Here is a 17513-nt window from a genome sequence, read left to right on the forward strand (position 1 = left end):
CGGAGAAAACATGTGGAAGTTCGTAGAAAAACATGGTGCGTTCTCAGAATAAACAGGGTGGTCCTTAGAAAAATAAACAAGGTTCACAGCTTCATGACGAAAGACTCACAAAAAAACTGCACAATTGCTGTGCAGTTTTAATTCGTATTTATGATTTCAACACCTTTGCCAACGGATGAACGCCTATACTTTGTATAAATAGCGACAGCAATACGGCAATAAAGGAAACGGTCATCACGGTTTCAATTTCTCCCGTGCCAGAGGCCTCGAGTAATAACAGCAGCACAACTGACATCGTTCCTTTCACTCCGCCAAATGAAATCAGCAGTGATTCCTTCCAGGACAGGTTCCTGCGGATCGGCGGCACGCTTTGAGCGGTAAGCACGACAAGCAGGGTTCTGATCACAAGTGACAGGATAAATACAATCGCCGCAAAGCCGAACCACTCCCATTTCAAATAGTCGACTGCTGTAAATCCGATGAGTAAGAAGACGAGTGATAACAGCGTCGGTTCGACTACATCCCAGAAGTGATCGAGTGATTCCCGGTAATGATCCTCTTTATTAATCCTGTTAAATTCCCAGGAAAGCATCAGTCCTGCTGCAACGGTTGCCAGCACCCCCGAGATGCCAAACGATTCCGCAAGCAGAAATAATCCGTAAGCCATGATAATGCTCAGCATGACCTGATACTCCTGATGATGCGTGAAATGAACTGCTCTGCTGACAATCCAGCCGAACACAACTCCGATCAGTGCGCCACCGATCGCCACATATAAGAATTCTCCCATAAACGAGAAAAACGAAAAGCTTTCATGACCCTGGTGAATAGATAACAGTGTCGCAAAAATAACATAGCTTGTTCCATCATTGATCAGTGACTCACCTTCTACAATGTCACCGACTTTTTCATTATCCAGAGACTTATGTAAGATGGAAGTCACTGAAACCGGGTCAGTCGGTGTCAGGACAGCTGCAATCAGCAATGCTTCTGTAAAATCAAGCGGTACAAACCACGTGGCAATCAAATAAATGACACCACCCAGTCCGAGCACTGTCAGCATCAGCCCGACAGTACTGAGCAGTGAAACCGCCCAGCTGTTTGTCTTTAAAGCCCCAACTGAAAACTTGTAAGCTGAAATGAATAACAGCGCGGGCAGGATGATTTCATACAGTGCTTTTTCAGATAATTGAATGCCTTCAAAAAAAGGAATGAAAAATAAGAGCATTCCGATGCCGACTAAAACGGGTGGTCTTGGAAACACCTGTGTCCGTTTATCAATTGTAAAAATGATATAGCCGATCAACAAAAGAACGACAATCTGAACCGGCTCCATCTGACGCACCTCCTTATCTCATAACGGCACCGCCCGAGATTTTCACAGATTCACCAATGATATTTTCAGCAGCATCTGAACATAAGAACAGAATGGTTCTTGCCACTTCTTCAGGCTGTGTAATGCGCCCGGAAGGCAGCCCTTCTTCAACGACCTTTAATTGTTCTTCAAAAGAACGCCCGGCACTTTTTCCTTTTTTCTGAATCGCATTACGACCCATTTCAGTATCCACAAATCCCGGACAGACTGCATTTACTCTGACACCATGCGCTGCAGCTTCATGAGCGAATGCCTGAGTAAAGGCAATCACTGCAAACTTGGATGCGGCATAGGCAGTGTTTCCATGTGTTGCCCTCAGACCGGATAATGACGATACATTCACGACTGCTCCAGCCTTTGCTTCCTTCATTTCCGGGTAGACGAGCTGCGTGAGTGCCACGGTGGAAAAATAGTTCAGCTCCATCACCTTACGCATATCTTCTTCTGACAAATTTTCAACCGTATCACCTCCGGATATACCGGCTGAATTGACAAGTGCTGTAACCGGTCCGGCATAATCTTTTGCTTTTTGAAGCAGTCTTTCTCTGTCTTCAGACTCGTTCAGATCTGCTGAGACAATTAACAGTTTCGCTTCGATTCCTGCTTCCTGGCATTTTTCTTTCAGATCATCGAGCTTATCTATATTACGCCCGGCAGCTGTGACTGCTGCGCCGGTTTTTAGTGCCTCTATGACTGTGTGCCAGCCGATTCCACCGGTTGCGCCTGTGACTAAAATGTGCTGATCTTTCAATCCATCCTGTGCAAAAATCATTGGTCATCCTCCTAAAAAGTATTTAGAAGTCTTTACCACTGATTTTTGCGGGCAAACAAAAAAGACTGGAACAAATTGTTTCAGTCTTTTCAACCGTTTCGCTGCGCTTCGAGCGGACGCTTTCCGGACGGCGGTTGCTGAGCCTCATCAGGCAAGCCTTGCGGGGTCTCAGCTTCCCGCTACTCGTCCCGGAGTCGCCGCTCTACGCTCCGCTACACTATGATTATGGAAATCATTTTTGTCGTATAGAATATCTAATATCATTACAACCAGTATTTGCTTTATACCTGCAGCGTCTGGTACGCGCCAACTTTATCAAGTGCCTGGCGCAGGTCAGCGAGCAGGTCTTCGGTGTCTTCCAGACCGACTGACAGACGCAGGAGACCTGAGGTGATACCGCGTGATTCGCGCTCTGATGGCGGCATTGCGGCGTGACTCATGGTTGCAGGGTATGACAGAATTGACTCGACAGCACCCAGGCTGACTGCAAATACAGGAATCTTCATTGCTTCAACGAGTACGCCGGCACTTTTTTTGTCAGGCAGTCTGAAAGATAGTACGGCGCCCGCTCCAGTCGATTGCCTCTGATGAATATGATATCCTGCGTGAAATGAAAAGCCCGGATAATAGACTTCATCAACAAGCGGGTGGTGATGAAGAAACTGTGCAATTTCTCTTGCTGAATCAGATGACTGCTTTAATCTGACGCTGAGTGTTTTTAACCCGCGCAGCAGTAACCAGCTGTCCTGAACACCAAGAATCGAGCCAAATGAATTCTGAATGAATTTCAGCTGTGCGGCAATTTCCTCGTCTTTTACCGCAGCAAGTCCTGCGACCACATCACTGTGACCGGAAAGGAATTTTGTCGCACTGTGTAACACGACATCCGCTCCAAGATCAAGCGGCTTCTGATAAAGCGGCGTCATGAACGTATTATCCACAAACGTCAGACAGCCGTGTGCTTTTGCCACTTTTGCCACGCCTTCAATATCAGTAATATTGAGCGTCGGATTGGATGGCGTCTCCACGTAGATCACTTTGGTATTCGGCTGAACGTTACGTGCCGTTTCATCAAGATCTGTCATATCGATAAATGAATGATCAATATTAAAGCGTGTTAATACTTCTGTGATCATGCGGTACGTGCCGCCGTAGACATCCTTTGAGACGAGGACGTGGTCACCTGCAGAGAGCAGCATGAACGCAGAAGAGATCGCAGCCATTCCTGATGCAAAAGCAAAGCCTGCGTGCCCGTTTTCCAGATCAGCAATGGTTTCTTCAAGTGCTTCACGTGTCGGGTTCCCTGAGCGGCTGTAATCATATGGACCGAATTCATCAATCGACTGCTGATGATAGGTCGATGAGTAATGCAAGGGCACATTGACAGCCCCTGTCTGTTTATCAATATATGATGGCTGGTGCAGTAATTTCGTATCAAAATGACGTGTCATAAATGATCTCCTCCTTTTCCGGCTGCTTCAAGCGCCTGTTTCAAATCAGTGATTAAATCCTCCGACTGTTCAATGCCAACAGAAAAACGTAAAAGTCTGCTACAGACGCCCTTTGCTTCACGTTCTGCCTCAGGAATATCAGCATGCGTCTGGGTAGCAGGATACGTAATAAAGCTTTCCACTCCACCGAGACTTTCAGCAAATGAGATGACCTTAATTGATCTTAAAAATGCATCGATCCATTCTGAATGCTCAAGCCTGAATGACACCATCCCGCCAATTCCCGGATAGATTACGTCTCTTACCTGCGGCTGCGTTTCAAGAAAGGCTGCTACTGCCGCTGCGTTCTGCTGATGGCGGTCCATTCTAAGGGCCAGTGTCTTCATTCCGCGTATTAACAACCATGAATCCATCGGCGAAAGGACGGCGCCTGCTCCGTTGTGGATCGCAAAAAGCTTTTCACAAATCTGTTCACCCTTCGCTGCAACCAGACCTGCAAGCACATCATTGTGACCACCGAGGTATTTTGTTGCACTGTGAATGACGATATCTGCTCCAAGCTCAATTGGACGCTGCAGGTAAGGCGTTAAAAATGTATTATCAACAATGAGATGAATCTGCTGATCGCGGGCAAAATCTGCTACCTGTCTAATGTCCGTTATTTTCATCAGCGGGTTTGTCGGCGTCTCCACAAAGACTGCCTTCACCCGCTCCGTACAGGCCTGCTGGAGTTCATCAGGATTGTTTGTATCAACATACACAAACTCTATGCCATAATGCTCGCTGTAATGATCAAATAAACGGTATGTGCCACCATACAAATCATCAGAAGCTAAAATGGTGTCTCCCGGTTTGTACATTGACAACACCAATTGAACAGCCGCCATTCCTGAGCTTGTTGCAAACCCCTGGTCCGCGCCCTCAAGTGCTGCAATCCCTTCTTCGAGGATCGCCCTCGTCGGATTTTTCGTTCTCGTATAGTCATAGCCGGTGGACTGTCCAAGTCCTTCGTGTCTGTAGGCCGTTGACAGATAGATTGGCGGATTCACCGTTCCCGTTAATTCTTCACTTCTGTTTCCAAGCTGGGCAAGGATGGTTTCAACTGATGTCATAAAAGCAGCTCCTTCAAAATCGTTCTGTATATACAGGAAAAGACCTTCTGATAAGAGAAGGTCTTAGTAAGCATTCTTCTTATCTTCAGGCTGATCGCCTGCTGGAATTAGCACCGTGCACTGCCGGTTGCTGAGGTTTCTAAGGGCCAGTCCCTCCACCTCTCTGGATAAGTTATGAAATTGTCTGAAAATAATAGTTGTTGTCTAGCCTACATCATATTGAGAGAATGTGCAAGATTTTTCACAGAAAAAAATGAAAATGAGAGGAAATATGTGGCTGGAATAAAGGTGGAGCGGGAAGAGCGATGTGACTGCAAATTTCAGGTATGTGAACTGAAATTACATACCCCTGGCCAAATGTGACCCCAATTTCCCGGAATCTGACCCTGGATTCTAAGTAACTGACCTGAAATTTCTAAAATGTGACCCGAAACCCGAGCAGCCCCTTTGAAAAGGAAAAACATCATAAAAACCGCACGCTGGTGTCAGGCAGCGTGCGGTTAAGGGAGGGGGCGTCGCTTTCTTCGGCGCCTTCTTTGTAAAAAGCCGGTGCGAAACGACTGTTTACAGGCTTATATAGTAAGTGCGACGTTTTATTTTTAATTGAGAATGAATCTCATTATTATTGTATACACAATTCAAATCTTTGTCCAGTCTTTAATCAATCTTTTTTTCACCATGGACATTTAAAAACTTTTCAAGGATCGGCTGAAAGCGGTTATGACTTTGCTCCACGTAGCCCGGATCCGCTCTTGGTCCTTCCATATCAACTGTTTTATCACGCTTTTCGATTTCCTGATCATCGTGATCAATCAGATTCTGAATGCCTTCCACCGTCATTTCAGGATGGAATTGAAATGCCAGAATGTGGTCTGTGTAAAAGCCCTGGACTGGTGTTATTTCGGATTTCCCTACCGGCTTAGTACCTTTGGGCAAATCATAAATATCACTGTGCCAGTGAAACATCGGGATGGTGAGCTGATCCACATCAAAGTCTTCAAGAAAAGAGGTATGCCAATTCAATTCTGCCCAGCCCATTTCATATTTTGGAAGACTCGAAACTTCTGTGCCAAGAATATGGGCAATCAATTGGGAGCCAAGGCAAATGCCTATGATTTTCCGCTTTTCATTGATTGCTTTTTCAATGTAATCCACTTCCTTTTGCATCCAGGCAGTTTCAGGCAGCTCCTGTACACTGTTCGGTCCACCTAAAATGACCAGCACATCCTGATCCTTCAGTACAGGGTAATCATCCGGTTTTTTCGCGTCTATATAATGGAGCTCGCAGCCCCAGGCTTTTGACCATTCTTCCAGATACCCCGCGTTGTCATACCAGACGTGCTGCAGACAAATAAACCTCATGACACATTCCTCTTTCCCATGACCTCAGTCATTAATTATTCGATGAACTTGCTGATGCTGCTGCACCTGCTGAGATCGCAGCAAGGACAGCCGCCTGCTGTGCCTGCAGGATCGACTCGATTGTTGATGCAAGTCCCACATCAAGCACGTTATTTTCCTCGACTTTTTTCTGAAGCACAAATCTCACAGCTGTCATAAAGCAAAGATCTTTATGCCATTTAAAGCTTTTAATGGCAACCAGCTGCTCATATGTTTCTTTCACTTCATTTAACAGCGCTGAGGGCGTCCCGGCAAGTGCCAGTACGCCGACAATCGGCAGATGATTACCGCGCAGCTTAATTTTGTTCGTCTTCAGGTCATCCAGCCAGGTAACTGTATTTTGTACGAGCAGCTGTCTGTTATCCTGTCGCCCGTATGTAAGAATCTGTGATAAGAACTGGCGGTTATTCCCCTTAGCCAGAACGATATGGAGCTGATCATAGTAATAAGCCATATCGTCGAGCAGTTCCTCCTCTTCCCCTTCTTCTTCTGCAAGCAGCACAGATAACGGATAATCTTCATGTGACGTTAAGAAGAAGTGCTGCTTTTTCATACCGCTGTACATACTTTTAGCGCGCTTCACGTGCTCATCCATTTCCTCTTCTGAACCTGTGTCGAGTGAAACGTAGAGGGCATACGCTGCAATGTAGGCATGCGGACTTCTTGAAAAACCTGCTTCGATCAACTTTTCATAGACAAGCATCATGTCATCAAATGATTTTTTCGGTTCATCAAAGTTTGATACCAGCAGCCCTGTCAGCATCAGCCGCAGATCTGCTGATTGAATATAGGAAAACTGGCTGGACTCTTTCTTGATTTTTTCATTTAAAGAAATCAGTCTCTTAAGTTCAAACGGCTTTTCAGCAGCCACCAGCTGACCGGCTAACATCATAAGCGATGTATTGCTGACACGCCAGCGGTATTTCTTTCTGAGCTGTTCATAAATTGACAGGTATTGTTTGATTTGCTCGTTTGTGTCCATTTGAATCACCCTTTTGACTTATTGTATAGCTTTTTTGCCATTACACCTGGCCAAGAAACGCTTCAAGCTGAGCTGAATCCTGAATTGACTGGTTACATTCCTTACTGTCATAGCAAATATACTGTCCGTAGGATTTCAGCCCCTCTGATTCACGCGGCTTATTCTGAATGCTTGTCAGCGCCACGTCACCAAAACGGTTGCATAGGCTGCAGATCCCTTTTTTAGCTGAAATCACATACCTTCCCTGTATTCCCTTCAACTTTCCATCTCTTACATATACAAAATACTGTTTACTCTGCCCGATATCCTTCCACCCAAGGTAAGTCAGTGCACGAAAATCCATATTTTCAAGATCAGGAACAGGTAATTTTTTCACCTTTGGAAAAAGCCCGCGTAAATCTGCAGGTGTCACGTCTGGAAATGATGTTCTGTATGGCATCAGATCCATCAGAAATTTCGTCCGCTCTTCTTCAGTTTCAAGGGATGCAATACCTGAAATCAGCTTCTCCTGATCAGGTGTCAGGTGTTGAAATATATCATGCACCTTTGCTTCTGCCGCTTCTTTTACCGCAGTTTTAACTCCCTCATCCGAAGTCACGTTCGCCTGCCTCTGCATACCGATAATCTGTGATTTAATCATATTAAATTGTTCATTAGAGATAAAATGCTCCATATAAAAAAGCCCCTTTACTTCATTTGAACTTATACTTTATATACTGTATATGTTACTCAATAGTTTCACGAATCCTCTGCTTCTTTATGCATATACCCCATTTTAAATACTTTGACGCATACTGCACCCACTGGCATATTTTATGTGTTGTATGTACACTGATAACAAATGACATGAAAAGGATTGATTAGTGATGAGGTTTGGCGTTGTCGGAACAAATTGGATTACAGATACTTTTATAGAAGGTGCGGGTGCAGCAGATCATGCAAGCGTAACGGCTGTATGTTCACGAAAGAAAGAAACAGCTCTTTCATATGCTGAGAAGCACCAGCTGTCTTATACATATACATCACTTGAGGAAATGTGTGAAGGCGGGGAGATTGATGCAGTATACCTCGCAACCCCTAATGCCGTGCATCACGAACAGGTATTAACCTGTCTTGAAAAAGGGATTCCAGTCCTTTGTGAAAAGCCGCTGACTGCTACAAAAGCACTTGCTGAAAAAATGATTGAAGCTTCTAAAACCCATCAGGTACTTCTGATGGAAGCAATGAAGTCAACAGTGATGCCCAACTTCCAGCGTGTAAAAGAATTGCTGCCTGAGATTGGTACGATCAGACAGGTCCGTTTTCAATACGGTCAGTACTCTTCCCGCTATGACAAATTCAAAGCCGGAGAGATTCTGAATGCTTTCAAGCCTGATATGGCTAACGGTTCACTGATGGACCTTGGCGTATATACGCTGTACCCGATCATTTCACTTTTCGGACCTCCAGATGCGGTTCAGTCAGACAGCACCGTTCTTCACACTGGCGTGGATGGACAGGGTGCCGTGCTTCTTTCATATGAAGGAATGAACGTCACAGCAGGCTACTCAAAAATTGCGGACAGCTTTCTTCCGAGTGAAATCGCCGGCGAAAAAGGTGCGATTCATATTGACCATATCAGTTCACCGGGTAAAGTGACACTTTTAACAAGAGATGGCGCTGTGGATCACACAACAGAGCAGACAAAGCCTTCAATGTCCTATGAAATAGAAGAATTCATCAAGACAGCGGAAGCAGGTAAAATCGAGTCGGATATTAACACACATGAAATTTCATTAAAGACAGTTGAATTGATGGAGCAGATCAGAAAACAGCAGGGAATTATTTACCCGCTTGATCGTGAATAAGTGGTTAAGATAGGAGCAATGAGCGGAAACGTTCATTGCTTTTTTGGTGTGGCGGGGGTGGGGTGCTGGCTTTAATTCCGACACGTATGGCGTTTATTCGATCACCTTTTAAAGGATTCAATCACCTTTTAGATTGATTAAGCCACCTTCCGTTGAGGCGGGCATTTATCGTACACCTTTTTTCTTATTTACATCACCTATCAGCTTTATTCATTCACCTTTTTGACTTTTCCACCACCCTTCCCATCCCGGCACCACGACCACCATGTCCCGCAACTTTACTGTAACAATTCCCGTAGCCTCTTCTGCACCTTCACTCCGCCAATCCGGATACCCCCTGCATGTAAGCGTTATCCGAATATTTCCTGCCGATTTAACCCTTGTGTCATATTTGTTAAAATGCTATGTTTTTAAAGGATTAATTTTAAGGAGGATTTACAAAGTGAATATAAAGAAGTTAAATATTCGTACCGTCTCTGCCGGTCTTTTAGCTGCAGCAGTTCTTGCAGGCTGTGGTGGTTCTGATGATTCTGCATCTGAAGAAACTACTGCGTGGGATGACATTCAGGAGGAAGGCGTGCTGAAGGTTGCTACTTCAGGAACACTTTATCCGACTTCGTTTTATGACGATGAAACAGATGAGCTGACTGGCTTTGAAGTAGAAGTTGTTAAAGAGCTTGCAAATCGCCTGGACCTTGAAGTGGAATGGGAAGAAATCGGTTTTGACGGCATGCTGACAGCTGTTAATACTGGTCAGGTTGACCTGGCGTCAAACGATATCGAAATTACAGAAGAAAGAGCTGAACAGTTTGCTTTTTCTACGCCAATTAAATATTCATATGGTACAGCAATTGTACGTGAGGACGACCTTTCAGGAATTGAAACATTCGAAGATCTTGAAGGTAAACGCGCGGCCGGTGCTGCTACTTCCGTTTATATGGATCTTGCACGTGAATACGGTGCTGAAGAAGTCATCTATGATAATGCGACAAACGAACAGTATCTGCGTGATGTATCAGTAGGTAACACTGATGTTATCCTGAATGATTATTACCTTCAGACACTTGCACTTCAGGCATTTCCTGACCTGGGCATTGTGATTCACCCTGATCTGCAGTACAGCCCTTCTGAAGTAGGACTTGTGATGAGTAAAGAAAATGAAGAGCTTGTTGAACAGGTAAACACTACACTTGAAGAAATGCTTGAGGATGGCACAATTGCTGAGATCTCAGGACAGTTCTTCGGTGGTGAGGATGTAACACAAAAACCTGATATTGATTTTGAAGAATAGATTTTGATAGAAAGGAGCGGTCGCTGTGGACGGAATCCGCTGGGATTTATTATTTAACCCTGAACTTGCCTGGGAGTCTCTTCCCTTTGTAATGTCGGGGATTGGTTATACGCTGCTGATTTCCATTGTCAGTATGGCGGCCGGTCTTGTTCTCGGCTTTTTTATCGCACTTGCCAGAACGTCAAAATTCGGCATTCTGAGCTGGCCTGCACGTACTTACATTTCCTTTATGCGGGGCGTGCCGATTCTTGTTATTTTATTTCTTTTGTATTTTGGTATGCCAGTGATTGGTGTGCAGATTCCAGCGGTCAATGCTGCGTTAATTGCTTTTAGTATTAACAGTGCAGCCTACATTGCTGAAATTATCAGATCATCGCTGTCTTCGGTGGATAAAGGGCAGTGGGAGTCCTCTAAAGCTTTAGGGCTTACTTATTGGCAGACAATGTATGGCGTGGTACTTCCACAGTCAGTCAGAATTGCCATACCGCCTCTTGGTAATGTATATGTTGATATTATCAAAGCGACTTCTCTTGCTGCGATTATTACGGTGCCTGATATTTTTCAGCGTGCGCGTATCGTTGGCGGCCGGGAATTCGATTTTATGACCATGTACATTGTGGTTGCGCTGATCTATTGGGGAATCTGCTCACTGATGACTGTATTCCAGAATTATCTCGAAAAACGTTATGAAGAGTATCTATAGAAAACGCTCGCCGGACAATTAATCCGGCGAGCATTTTTTTATGATCCGGTAAAAATCAGATAAGATACAACAAAGTACCCAATTACAATTAACAGTGAAGGCAACACATACGTAAACGTAGAACTTGCCTTCTTTTTAACGACTGAGAACATCACAATGATCGACAGAATCGTCACACCGATGGCAGTGAAAATGTGCGAATCCGATACAGCTGACAGAATTGATCCGCCGCGGTAAAATACATCAGATCCTGCGATAATCAGCATGTTAAAGATGTTACTTCCGAGAATCGATCCCAGTGCCAGGTTCACATTCTTCAGACGCAGTGCGACAAACACAGCAACTGCTTCAGGCAGTGACGTTGTCGCCGCGATCAAAAAGCTCCCGACAAAGCTTGAACCAAGCCCTGTAACAACAGCAATCTCATCACCCATAATCGACAGCACTGTACCTGCTCCCATAATGACCAGTGCAGCAATGATAAATCCGATGACAGCATGCTTGACACTCATTGAAAAGCTTGCCGCTACCTCTTTATCCTCTTCACGCGGAATTGACGGCTCCACCCCTCCAGAGTTGTCAGGAATCTTACTGATAATAATCATCCCGATGATATAAGCCCCTGCAATAATGAATGCATCAAGACCAATTCCTAAGAACGTCGTATCTATTCTCAGGTAAAGTGCAATCAGCGTTAAGACAGTTAGCAGCAGACCGAGACCCGCTGTATATAAATGACTGTTACTCGCATCTAAAAACAGACGCTTCTTACGGAAAAACAAATCAAAACCAGCGATAATAAATAAGTTGAACAGGTTTGACCCCAGCATATTTCCAATTGCAATATCCGGATTATCAATCACAACAGCTGATAAACTCGTTGTTACTTCCGGTAAAGATGTGGCACCAGCTAATAGCAGCGTTCCGACAAGCATGCCGCCCATCGCTGTCTTCGTACTGATGACATCTGCATATGTGGATAATTTAATCGCTGCGTAAACAGTTACAACAGCAGCTAATAAAAACCATACAAAAACCAATGAAATTCCTCCTCAAATACTGTTAACGAAAAAAGACCCTTTTATGAGCGCTCATTTTACTTGAGAACTCATAAAAAGGTCTTGCGTACTCTGTGTGTGACAGAGCTCAATGAACCGAGCAGAAATTCTGCCGTAATGACGATTCATTGACCCGTGAAGGTCGCTACTCCCCTTTTTAGGGACTTATTCGTTTCTACTAATATACCATAGCCTGCGTGCTTTGAAACCTATTAAGCTAATTCTTTTGTTTTAATCCCCGATCATCTATCAGTTTTTTCAGCTTCTCCAGATCTTCTTTCAGCTTCTCTTCCAGACTGCGATTATAAAAGATAGCGGCAGGATGAAAAGTCGGAAAGATCTCATAGGTCTCTTCAGTCCATTTAAAAGTGCTGTCCTCCGGGCTTTCTAAAAACTGGACCGGCTGCTTCAATAGCTGACCATGAACCTGTGACACCTTTTTATCTTTTCCGGCAAGCCGCTGGAGTCCAATATTACCGAGCGTCACAATGAGCGGCGCATTTACGTTTTTCACTTCGTAATCCAGTATGGGTGCATGCGCTTTTATTTCACCGGCAGTCGGTGCACGATTATATTTTCTGTCAATCATTTCCCCGCTGCTGCGGTCTTTCTTTTGACCCCATTTATACGGACGGCTTCTGACGGCACTTGTGATATAGACATCGTCTCTTGTCAGGCCGAGGAAATCAAGCGACTGCATCAGTTCTTTCCCGGCTCTTCCGCTAAATGGGATGCCGTTATGTATTTCAGTTTCTCCCGGCGCTTCACCGACGAGCATGATGACGGGATTGTCGGGCCCTTCTCCATATACGAAACCTTCTACGGGGTAATCTTTGATCCGCTCTTTCCCCTGTTGTGCGAGTGATTCAGGAATTCTCATAAAAAGCACCTCCATGCTTTTTCATTCCCTGAAATGTTTCTATTCAAAACAAAGGCTGTAAAAGAGTCCCTACTCTAAACGCTGCCTATTTCCGTGAGGGGCTGCGCTTTCCGCACCCGGGCGGCAAGCCTCCTCAATGCTCCGCATTTCCGGGGTCTCTTCTGCCCTTCCCCGGTGCAGGAGTCTCCGCCCCTCACTCCAATAGACAGCTCAGATAGCTTTAAAACTTAAAAGACTGTTAAAGGTCTATGAATAAAACTATTTTTTATTATGATTAACTCTCAATACAGCGAAACGTAAAAAAAAGCCTGAGAAAATGATCTCCCAGGCTTCTTCAATCATCTTATGCTTCTTCGTTAAATGTCTCTGTCAGTACAGGAACGATTTGTTTTTTACGTGATACGACACCTTCAAGCAGTGCTGTATGGTTTGAAAGGGTTACGTTGAATGCTTTTTCAGCAAGTGAAACGTGTGAACCTTTTACGATGATTGTCGAATTACTGTTTAGAATGTCAGTTACTGCGACTGTAAATAGCGCCAGTTTTTCTTCTTCGATCGCTGCTTCAACCGCTTTTTCGATTTCTTCCTGACGGATCAGGATATCCTGTGGATCTACTGCATTTACCTGTGCGATCTTCACGTGCTGACCGCCCATTTCAAATACTTTTGCATCGAGTGCAATAAGCTCTTCTGCTGTTTTACCGCTCAGGTCCGCTCCGGCTTTCAGCATTTCAAGACCATACTCTTCAGCGTTCACACCTGCAATTTCTTCAAGCTCTTTTGCTGCTTTCACATCTTCTTCTGTGCAGGTTGGTGACTTGAACAGAAGAGAATCTGAAATAATGGCAGATAGCATCAAGCCGGCAATATTCTTCGGAATCTCCACGCCGTGCTCTTTATAAAGCTTAAGTAAAATCGTCGCTGTACAGCCAACAGGCTCAGCACGAAAATAAACAGGGTCGCTTGTTTCAAAGTTAGCGATTCTGTGATGGTCAATGACTTCGATAACCTTTACTTCATCAAGATCGTCAACACTTTGCTGACGCTCGTTATGATCAACCAGAATCACACGGTCAGTTTCACCTGCCACCTTTTCAATTAAACGGGGTGCTTCTGCATTGAACTGTTCAAGTGCATAAGCTGTTTCTCCGTTGATTTCGCCAAGACGGACTGCTTCAGCTTCCATACCGATTTCATTTTTTAAATGCGCGTAGGCAATTGCTGCTGTAATTGTATCTGTATCAGGACTTTTGTGTCCAAAAACCAATGCTTTAGTCATAAGATAACTCCTTTATTCGAGTAATTTAAAACGTCTCTTCTATTCTACCAATTTTACTTCAAGGATTGAAGTGTTATTCAAAACCGGGAGTGTAAATATCACGACTGCAGCCTTTCACTGCGGGGAGATGTGGTCTCTGCAGACGGATGCTAATGCCGGGCACGGGCAGGAAAACGATGTGGTGTGTCCGGCTGGTGGCGCCGGGGTTTTTACATCACCTTTTCTGGTTTATCTCTCACCAATTGGCTTTATTACGTCACCTTTTAATTAATTCAGCTATTTGTCCGGATTGAGTGGATATTTCGATCAGCTATGCGATTATTTCTTTCACCTTTCGCCTTTATTCCACCATCTTTTCACTTTTTCGGACGACGGACGGCACCACTGCCAAGGGGCCCTTCACCCATCCGTCTCAAACCCCCACACAACGCAAAAAAGAGCGCACTGGCTGGCGCCCTTTTCTTTCGAGTAACTAAATGTAACAGCAAAAAAATAGCCGTTATTTCTTCCGTAGCAGCTCAAGTGTCTTCTCGATATTATTTAGCAGCTCCTGATCTGGTACCTGTTTCTTTTCCTCTTTTCTAGCAGGACGGTCCATGATGCTGAATGGTTTCTTGGTGTAAGTGGTTGCGCTAAGTTCAGAAATGCTCTCTAATATTGCTACGTGGCTGATTCTGACATATTTTCCGTCTTCATCATATAATTCTTCATTTACGCTGATTTGCGCTTTTACCATTTCACCTTCTGTCAGTCCTTTATCGACAGCAGTCGTCCAGATAAAACGGTTATTTGCAGAATCAATGAAATGAACTACGTTAGATAGATGTGACTTAACCCGGGGTTTTACATGCACTACTTTAAGGTCAATCGTAATCCTCATTCTTTTGCAGACCCTCTCTCTCTTGTTCTATATGTATATTTTTCCACTCAGCCCAATTCATTACCAATAAAATGAAAAGTACAGAGGACTTTTTCAGTATAATGGATAGACCACTGGTTTTGTCAATTAGAAATTTTATCCACATACTCCAGAATTGTCAGGATTCCTTATTCTAATAGGATTTTATTATATATATTTTTTTTTGAACTTTTCAATCTTTTTCTTCGCGTGGCGAATAAATTTACAATTTGTCATCTAATTTTAGACATATTATATAGAAAGAACTACTTTATTTAAATCTTCATTCCAAAATAAAACACCTTTTATAACATAAAATAAAGCTGCAGCTCACGTTCAGCTGCAGCTTTTCTTACATCAAAAAACTGGTCTTTTTATTTTGTTGAAAACTTCACACAAACCGGCTCAGGGACTTCCACTTTTACACCTGTGGATGTCAGGCGGCCTGTTTCTTTATCACGTTTAAATAAAACAAGCGTGTCACTTTCCTGGTTAGATGCCACAATGAAGGATTCAGATGGATCGAGTGCAAAATCCCTCGGCCAGTTCCCTTCTGTTTCGACGTATTCAATATGTGTCAGTTCACCATTATCTTCGTCCGCTGCAAACACTGCAATCGAATTATGGCCTCTGTTGCCGGCATAGACGAAACGTCCGTCCGCTGAAATGTGAATAGCACTTCCCTGACTGTTTTCAGTAAAGTCACCAGGGATCGCAGGAATTGCCTGGAGCTGTCTGAAGGCACCCGTTGAACTGTCATACGCAAGCACGAGCACTTCATTACTCAGTTCAGTCATTACATAAGCAAGCGGCTTTTCCGGGTGAAATGTCAGGTGTCTCGGCCCCGCTCCCGGCTCTGCATTAAATACAGATGCCTGCTTTAACTCACCGCTCTGGTAGTTGTAAGAAATAATTTCATCTGTTCCCAGGTCAACTGCTACAAGATATTTACCATCCGGCGTGAATCCGCTGAAATGCGCATGGGCTGCGTCCTGCCGTTCATGAGGTCCGCCGCCTTCATGTTTAATTACAGATAGCTGTTCAGTTACTTTACCTGTCTCTTTGTCCCGGCTGTAAAGTGCGATTGTACCATCAAGATAAGTAGCAGATGCAGCATATTCACCGTCAGGACTCACGCTGACGTGACAAGGCGATCCATCCTTTTCATCTACATGTGCGAGGAAAGTTAATGACTCCCCGATTTTGTATGAAGCCATTCCGCCTGGCGCAACAGTATAAAGATACGTCTCACCTTCATCCATGTTAACGTAAGTAGGGCTCTTTCCTTCTGCTGCCACCCCTTTTACCGTCAGTTCTTCTTTTGATGTATCAAGCTCAATTTCATAAACACCCTTACTAGACTTTTTGGTATATGTACCAATAAAACCTTTATATTTTGTCATCTGAATCGCTCCTCTCCATAATAGTATCTTTCCTTATTTTCAATGAGAGAAACCGAAAAATCAAATTAAGAGCCATGCGATAAATGGAATTGTTACCAGACTGAGCAATGTTGAAGCGAAAATGGTGACAATCGCTGTTTCCTCCTCAGATGTAAATTTTGAAAACAGAACCGCTGTAATCATTGCTGCCGGCATCGCTGTCTGGAGGACAATTAATTGTGCTGTCCATCCTGTAAATGAAAACAGGGATAAGATGAACATAACGATCAGCGGAATGACAAGCAGTCTGACGGTAACCGGAAACCAGAGCATCGGAAAAAGTACTTTCTTTCCCCTTTTCACCAGTGGCGGCAGCAGCATCCCAACATAAAGCATGGCCATTGGGGCTGCAAGTGCTGCAAGCATTTCAACAAACTGTACCATCATGCCCGGCGGCTTGAATCCGCTGAGTGCGACGATCATTCCAATCACAATAGAAAGTACCGGCATATTAATGACAGCCTTCAATTGTCTGATATGAAACTTTCCTTCTGCCTGCAGCAAATAAATGACCACCGTATACACAGTAAGACTTAAACCCGCATCAAAAATAGCTGCGAGGAATCCGCCTGCCGGACCAAAGATTGTTGCTGCAAGCGGAATCCCGAGAAACCCTGTATTACCTAAAGCACCAAGGATCATCATTTTCTTCCCGAACATTGAACGGATTTTTAATAAAACTGTCAGGATTTTAACAAAAACAAGTGCACCAATATGGTAGATGATTGAGATCCCAAAAATTAATCCTGCTTCCGCTAATGCATCACCAGTCAGGTCCACACTGAAAACACCATTTAAGATGACAGCTGGAACCGCAATATTTAAAATTAATAGTATGAGTACTGATTTCACTTCACTCGTGACATTGACTTTAAGCGCAAATAACGAGCCTGTTGCGATCATGAGCCCCATCACGATGATTGTGGAGACAACTGTTTGGATGTCCATTCCTTAATCTTCCTTTAACATTTAATTTTTTCAATCGTACGCTACTGTTTCCCATATGTCCAATTGATTCTGTT

At 44.1% G+C, this 17513-nt stretch carries 16 protein-coding genes and 1 riboswitch; of the genes, 3 read left to right on the forward strand and 13 right to left on the reverse strand.

The annotated features are described in order from the left end of the window. Positions 1–148: 148 nt before the first annotated feature. The 7 genes from UFB30_RS13530 to UFB30_RS13560 all read right to left on the reverse strand — a co-directional run bounded on the left by UFB30_RS13530 (position 149) and on the right by UFB30_RS13560 (position 7766). Positions 149–1336 carry a cation:proton antiporter gene (locus UFB30_RS13530; protein ID WP_322422225.1) on the reverse strand — a complete coding sequence of 396 codons (1188 nt, stop codon included), beginning with the start codon at positions 1334–1336 and terminating at the stop codon, positions 149–151. Between the two features lie 13 nt (positions 1337–1349). Beyond that, a complete protein-coding gene (locus UFB30_RS13535) occupies positions 1350–2147 on the reverse strand; it encodes an SDR family NAD(P)-dependent oxidoreductase (RefSeq protein ID WP_322422226.1) in 798 nt (265 codons plus the stop codon). Positions 2148–2428: 281 nt separating this feature from the next. Then, on the reverse strand, positions 2429–3598 hold the full coding sequence (gene metC, locus UFB30_RS13540; RefSeq protein ID WP_322422227.1) for a cystathionine beta-lyase: 1170 nt from the start codon (positions 3596–3598) through the stop codon (positions 2429–2431). Continuing rightward, positions 3595–4710 (reverse strand): methionine biosynthesis PLP-dependent protein, encoded by a 1116-nt coding sequence (locus tag UFB30_RS13545; RefSeq protein WP_322422228.1) that lies wholly within the window; start codon positions 4708–4710, stop codon positions 3595–3597. The genes metC and UFB30_RS13545 overlap by 4 nt, the downstream gene beginning before the upstream one ends. A 76-nt stretch (positions 4711–4786) precedes the next feature. Beyond that, positions 4787–4884: riboswitch (SAM riboswitch) on the reverse strand. Between the two features lie 483 nt (positions 4885–5367). Then, positions 5368–6072 (reverse strand): type 1 glutamine amidotransferase, encoded by a 705-nt coding sequence (locus UFB30_RS13550; protein ID WP_322422229.1) that lies wholly within the window; start codon positions 6070–6072, stop codon positions 5368–5370. Positions 6073–6103: 31 nt separating this feature from the next. Then, positions 6104–7093 (reverse strand): DUF4003 family protein, encoded by a 990-nt coding sequence (locus UFB30_RS13555; RefSeq protein WP_322422230.1) that lies wholly within the window; start codon positions 7091–7093, stop codon positions 6104–6106. A 40-nt stretch (positions 7094–7133) separates the two neighbouring features. Then, positions 7134–7766 (reverse strand): FusB/FusC family EF-G-binding protein, encoded by a 633-nt coding sequence (locus UFB30_RS13560; RefSeq protein ID WP_322422231.1) that lies wholly within the window; start codon positions 7764–7766, stop codon positions 7134–7136. Between the two features lie 193 nt (positions 7767–7959). On the opposite strand from UFB30_RS13560, the gene UFB30_RS13565 reads away from it, so the two are divergent. From UFB30_RS13565 to UFB30_RS13575, 3 genes are all read left to right on the forward strand, one after another. Continuing rightward, positions 7960–8940 (forward strand): Gfo/Idh/MocA family protein, encoded by a 981-nt coding sequence (locus tag UFB30_RS13565; RefSeq protein WP_322422232.1) that lies wholly within the window; start codon positions 7960–7962, stop codon positions 8938–8940. Positions 8941–9382: 442 nt separating this feature from the next. Beyond that, on the forward strand, positions 9383–10231 hold the full coding sequence (locus tag UFB30_RS13570) for a transporter substrate-binding domain-containing protein (RefSeq protein ID WP_322422233.1): 849 nt from the start codon (positions 9383–9385) through the stop codon (positions 10229–10231). Positions 10232–10256: 25 nt separating this feature from the next. Beyond that, complete coding sequence (locus tag UFB30_RS13575) at positions 10257–10934, forward strand: amino acid ABC transporter permease (RefSeq protein WP_322422234.1); 678 nt, start codon at positions 10257–10259, stop codon at positions 10932–10934. Positions 10935–10972: 38 nt separating this feature from the next. On the opposite strand, the gene UFB30_RS13580 is transcribed toward UFB30_RS13575, so the two are convergent. The 6 genes from UFB30_RS13580 to UFB30_RS13605 form a co-directional block, all read right to left on the reverse strand. Next, positions 10973–11974 (reverse strand): sodium:calcium antiporter, encoded by a 1002-nt coding sequence (locus UFB30_RS13580; protein WP_322422235.1) that lies wholly within the window; start codon positions 11972–11974, stop codon positions 10973–10975. Positions 11975–12209: 235 nt separating this feature from the next. Beyond that, positions 12210–12872 (reverse strand): uracil-DNA glycosylase, encoded by a 663-nt coding sequence (locus UFB30_RS13585; protein ID WP_322422236.1) that lies wholly within the window; start codon positions 12870–12872, stop codon positions 12210–12212. Between the two features lie 343 nt (positions 12873–13215). Then, entirely contained in the window at positions 13216–14151 is a 936-nt protein-coding gene (locus UFB30_RS13590; RefSeq protein WP_322422237.1) for a manganese-dependent inorganic pyrophosphatase, read from the reverse strand. A gap of 499 nt (positions 14152–14650) precedes the next feature. After that, complete coding sequence (locus UFB30_RS13595; RefSeq protein WP_322422238.1) at positions 14651–15031, reverse strand: hypothetical protein; 381 nt, start codon at positions 15029–15031, stop codon at positions 14651–14653. Positions 15032–15423: 392 nt separating this feature from the next. After that, on the reverse strand, positions 15424–16452 hold the full coding sequence (locus UFB30_RS13600; RefSeq protein WP_322422239.1) for a lactonase family protein: 1029 nt from the start codon (positions 16450–16452) through the stop codon (positions 15424–15426). A gap of 60 nt (positions 16453–16512) precedes the next feature. Then, positions 16513–17439 carry an AEC family transporter gene (locus tag UFB30_RS13605; protein ID WP_322422240.1) on the reverse strand — a complete coding sequence of 309 codons (927 nt, stop codon included), beginning with the start codon at positions 17437–17439 and terminating at the stop codon, positions 16513–16515. Positions 17440–17513: the final 74 nt, after the last annotated feature.

The organism is Jeotgalibacillus haloalkalitolerans (assembly GCF_034427455.1).
Classification (GTDB): domain Bacteria; phylum Bacillota; class Bacilli; order Bacillales; family Jeotgalibacillaceae; genus Jeotgalibacillus; species Jeotgalibacillus haloalkalitolerans.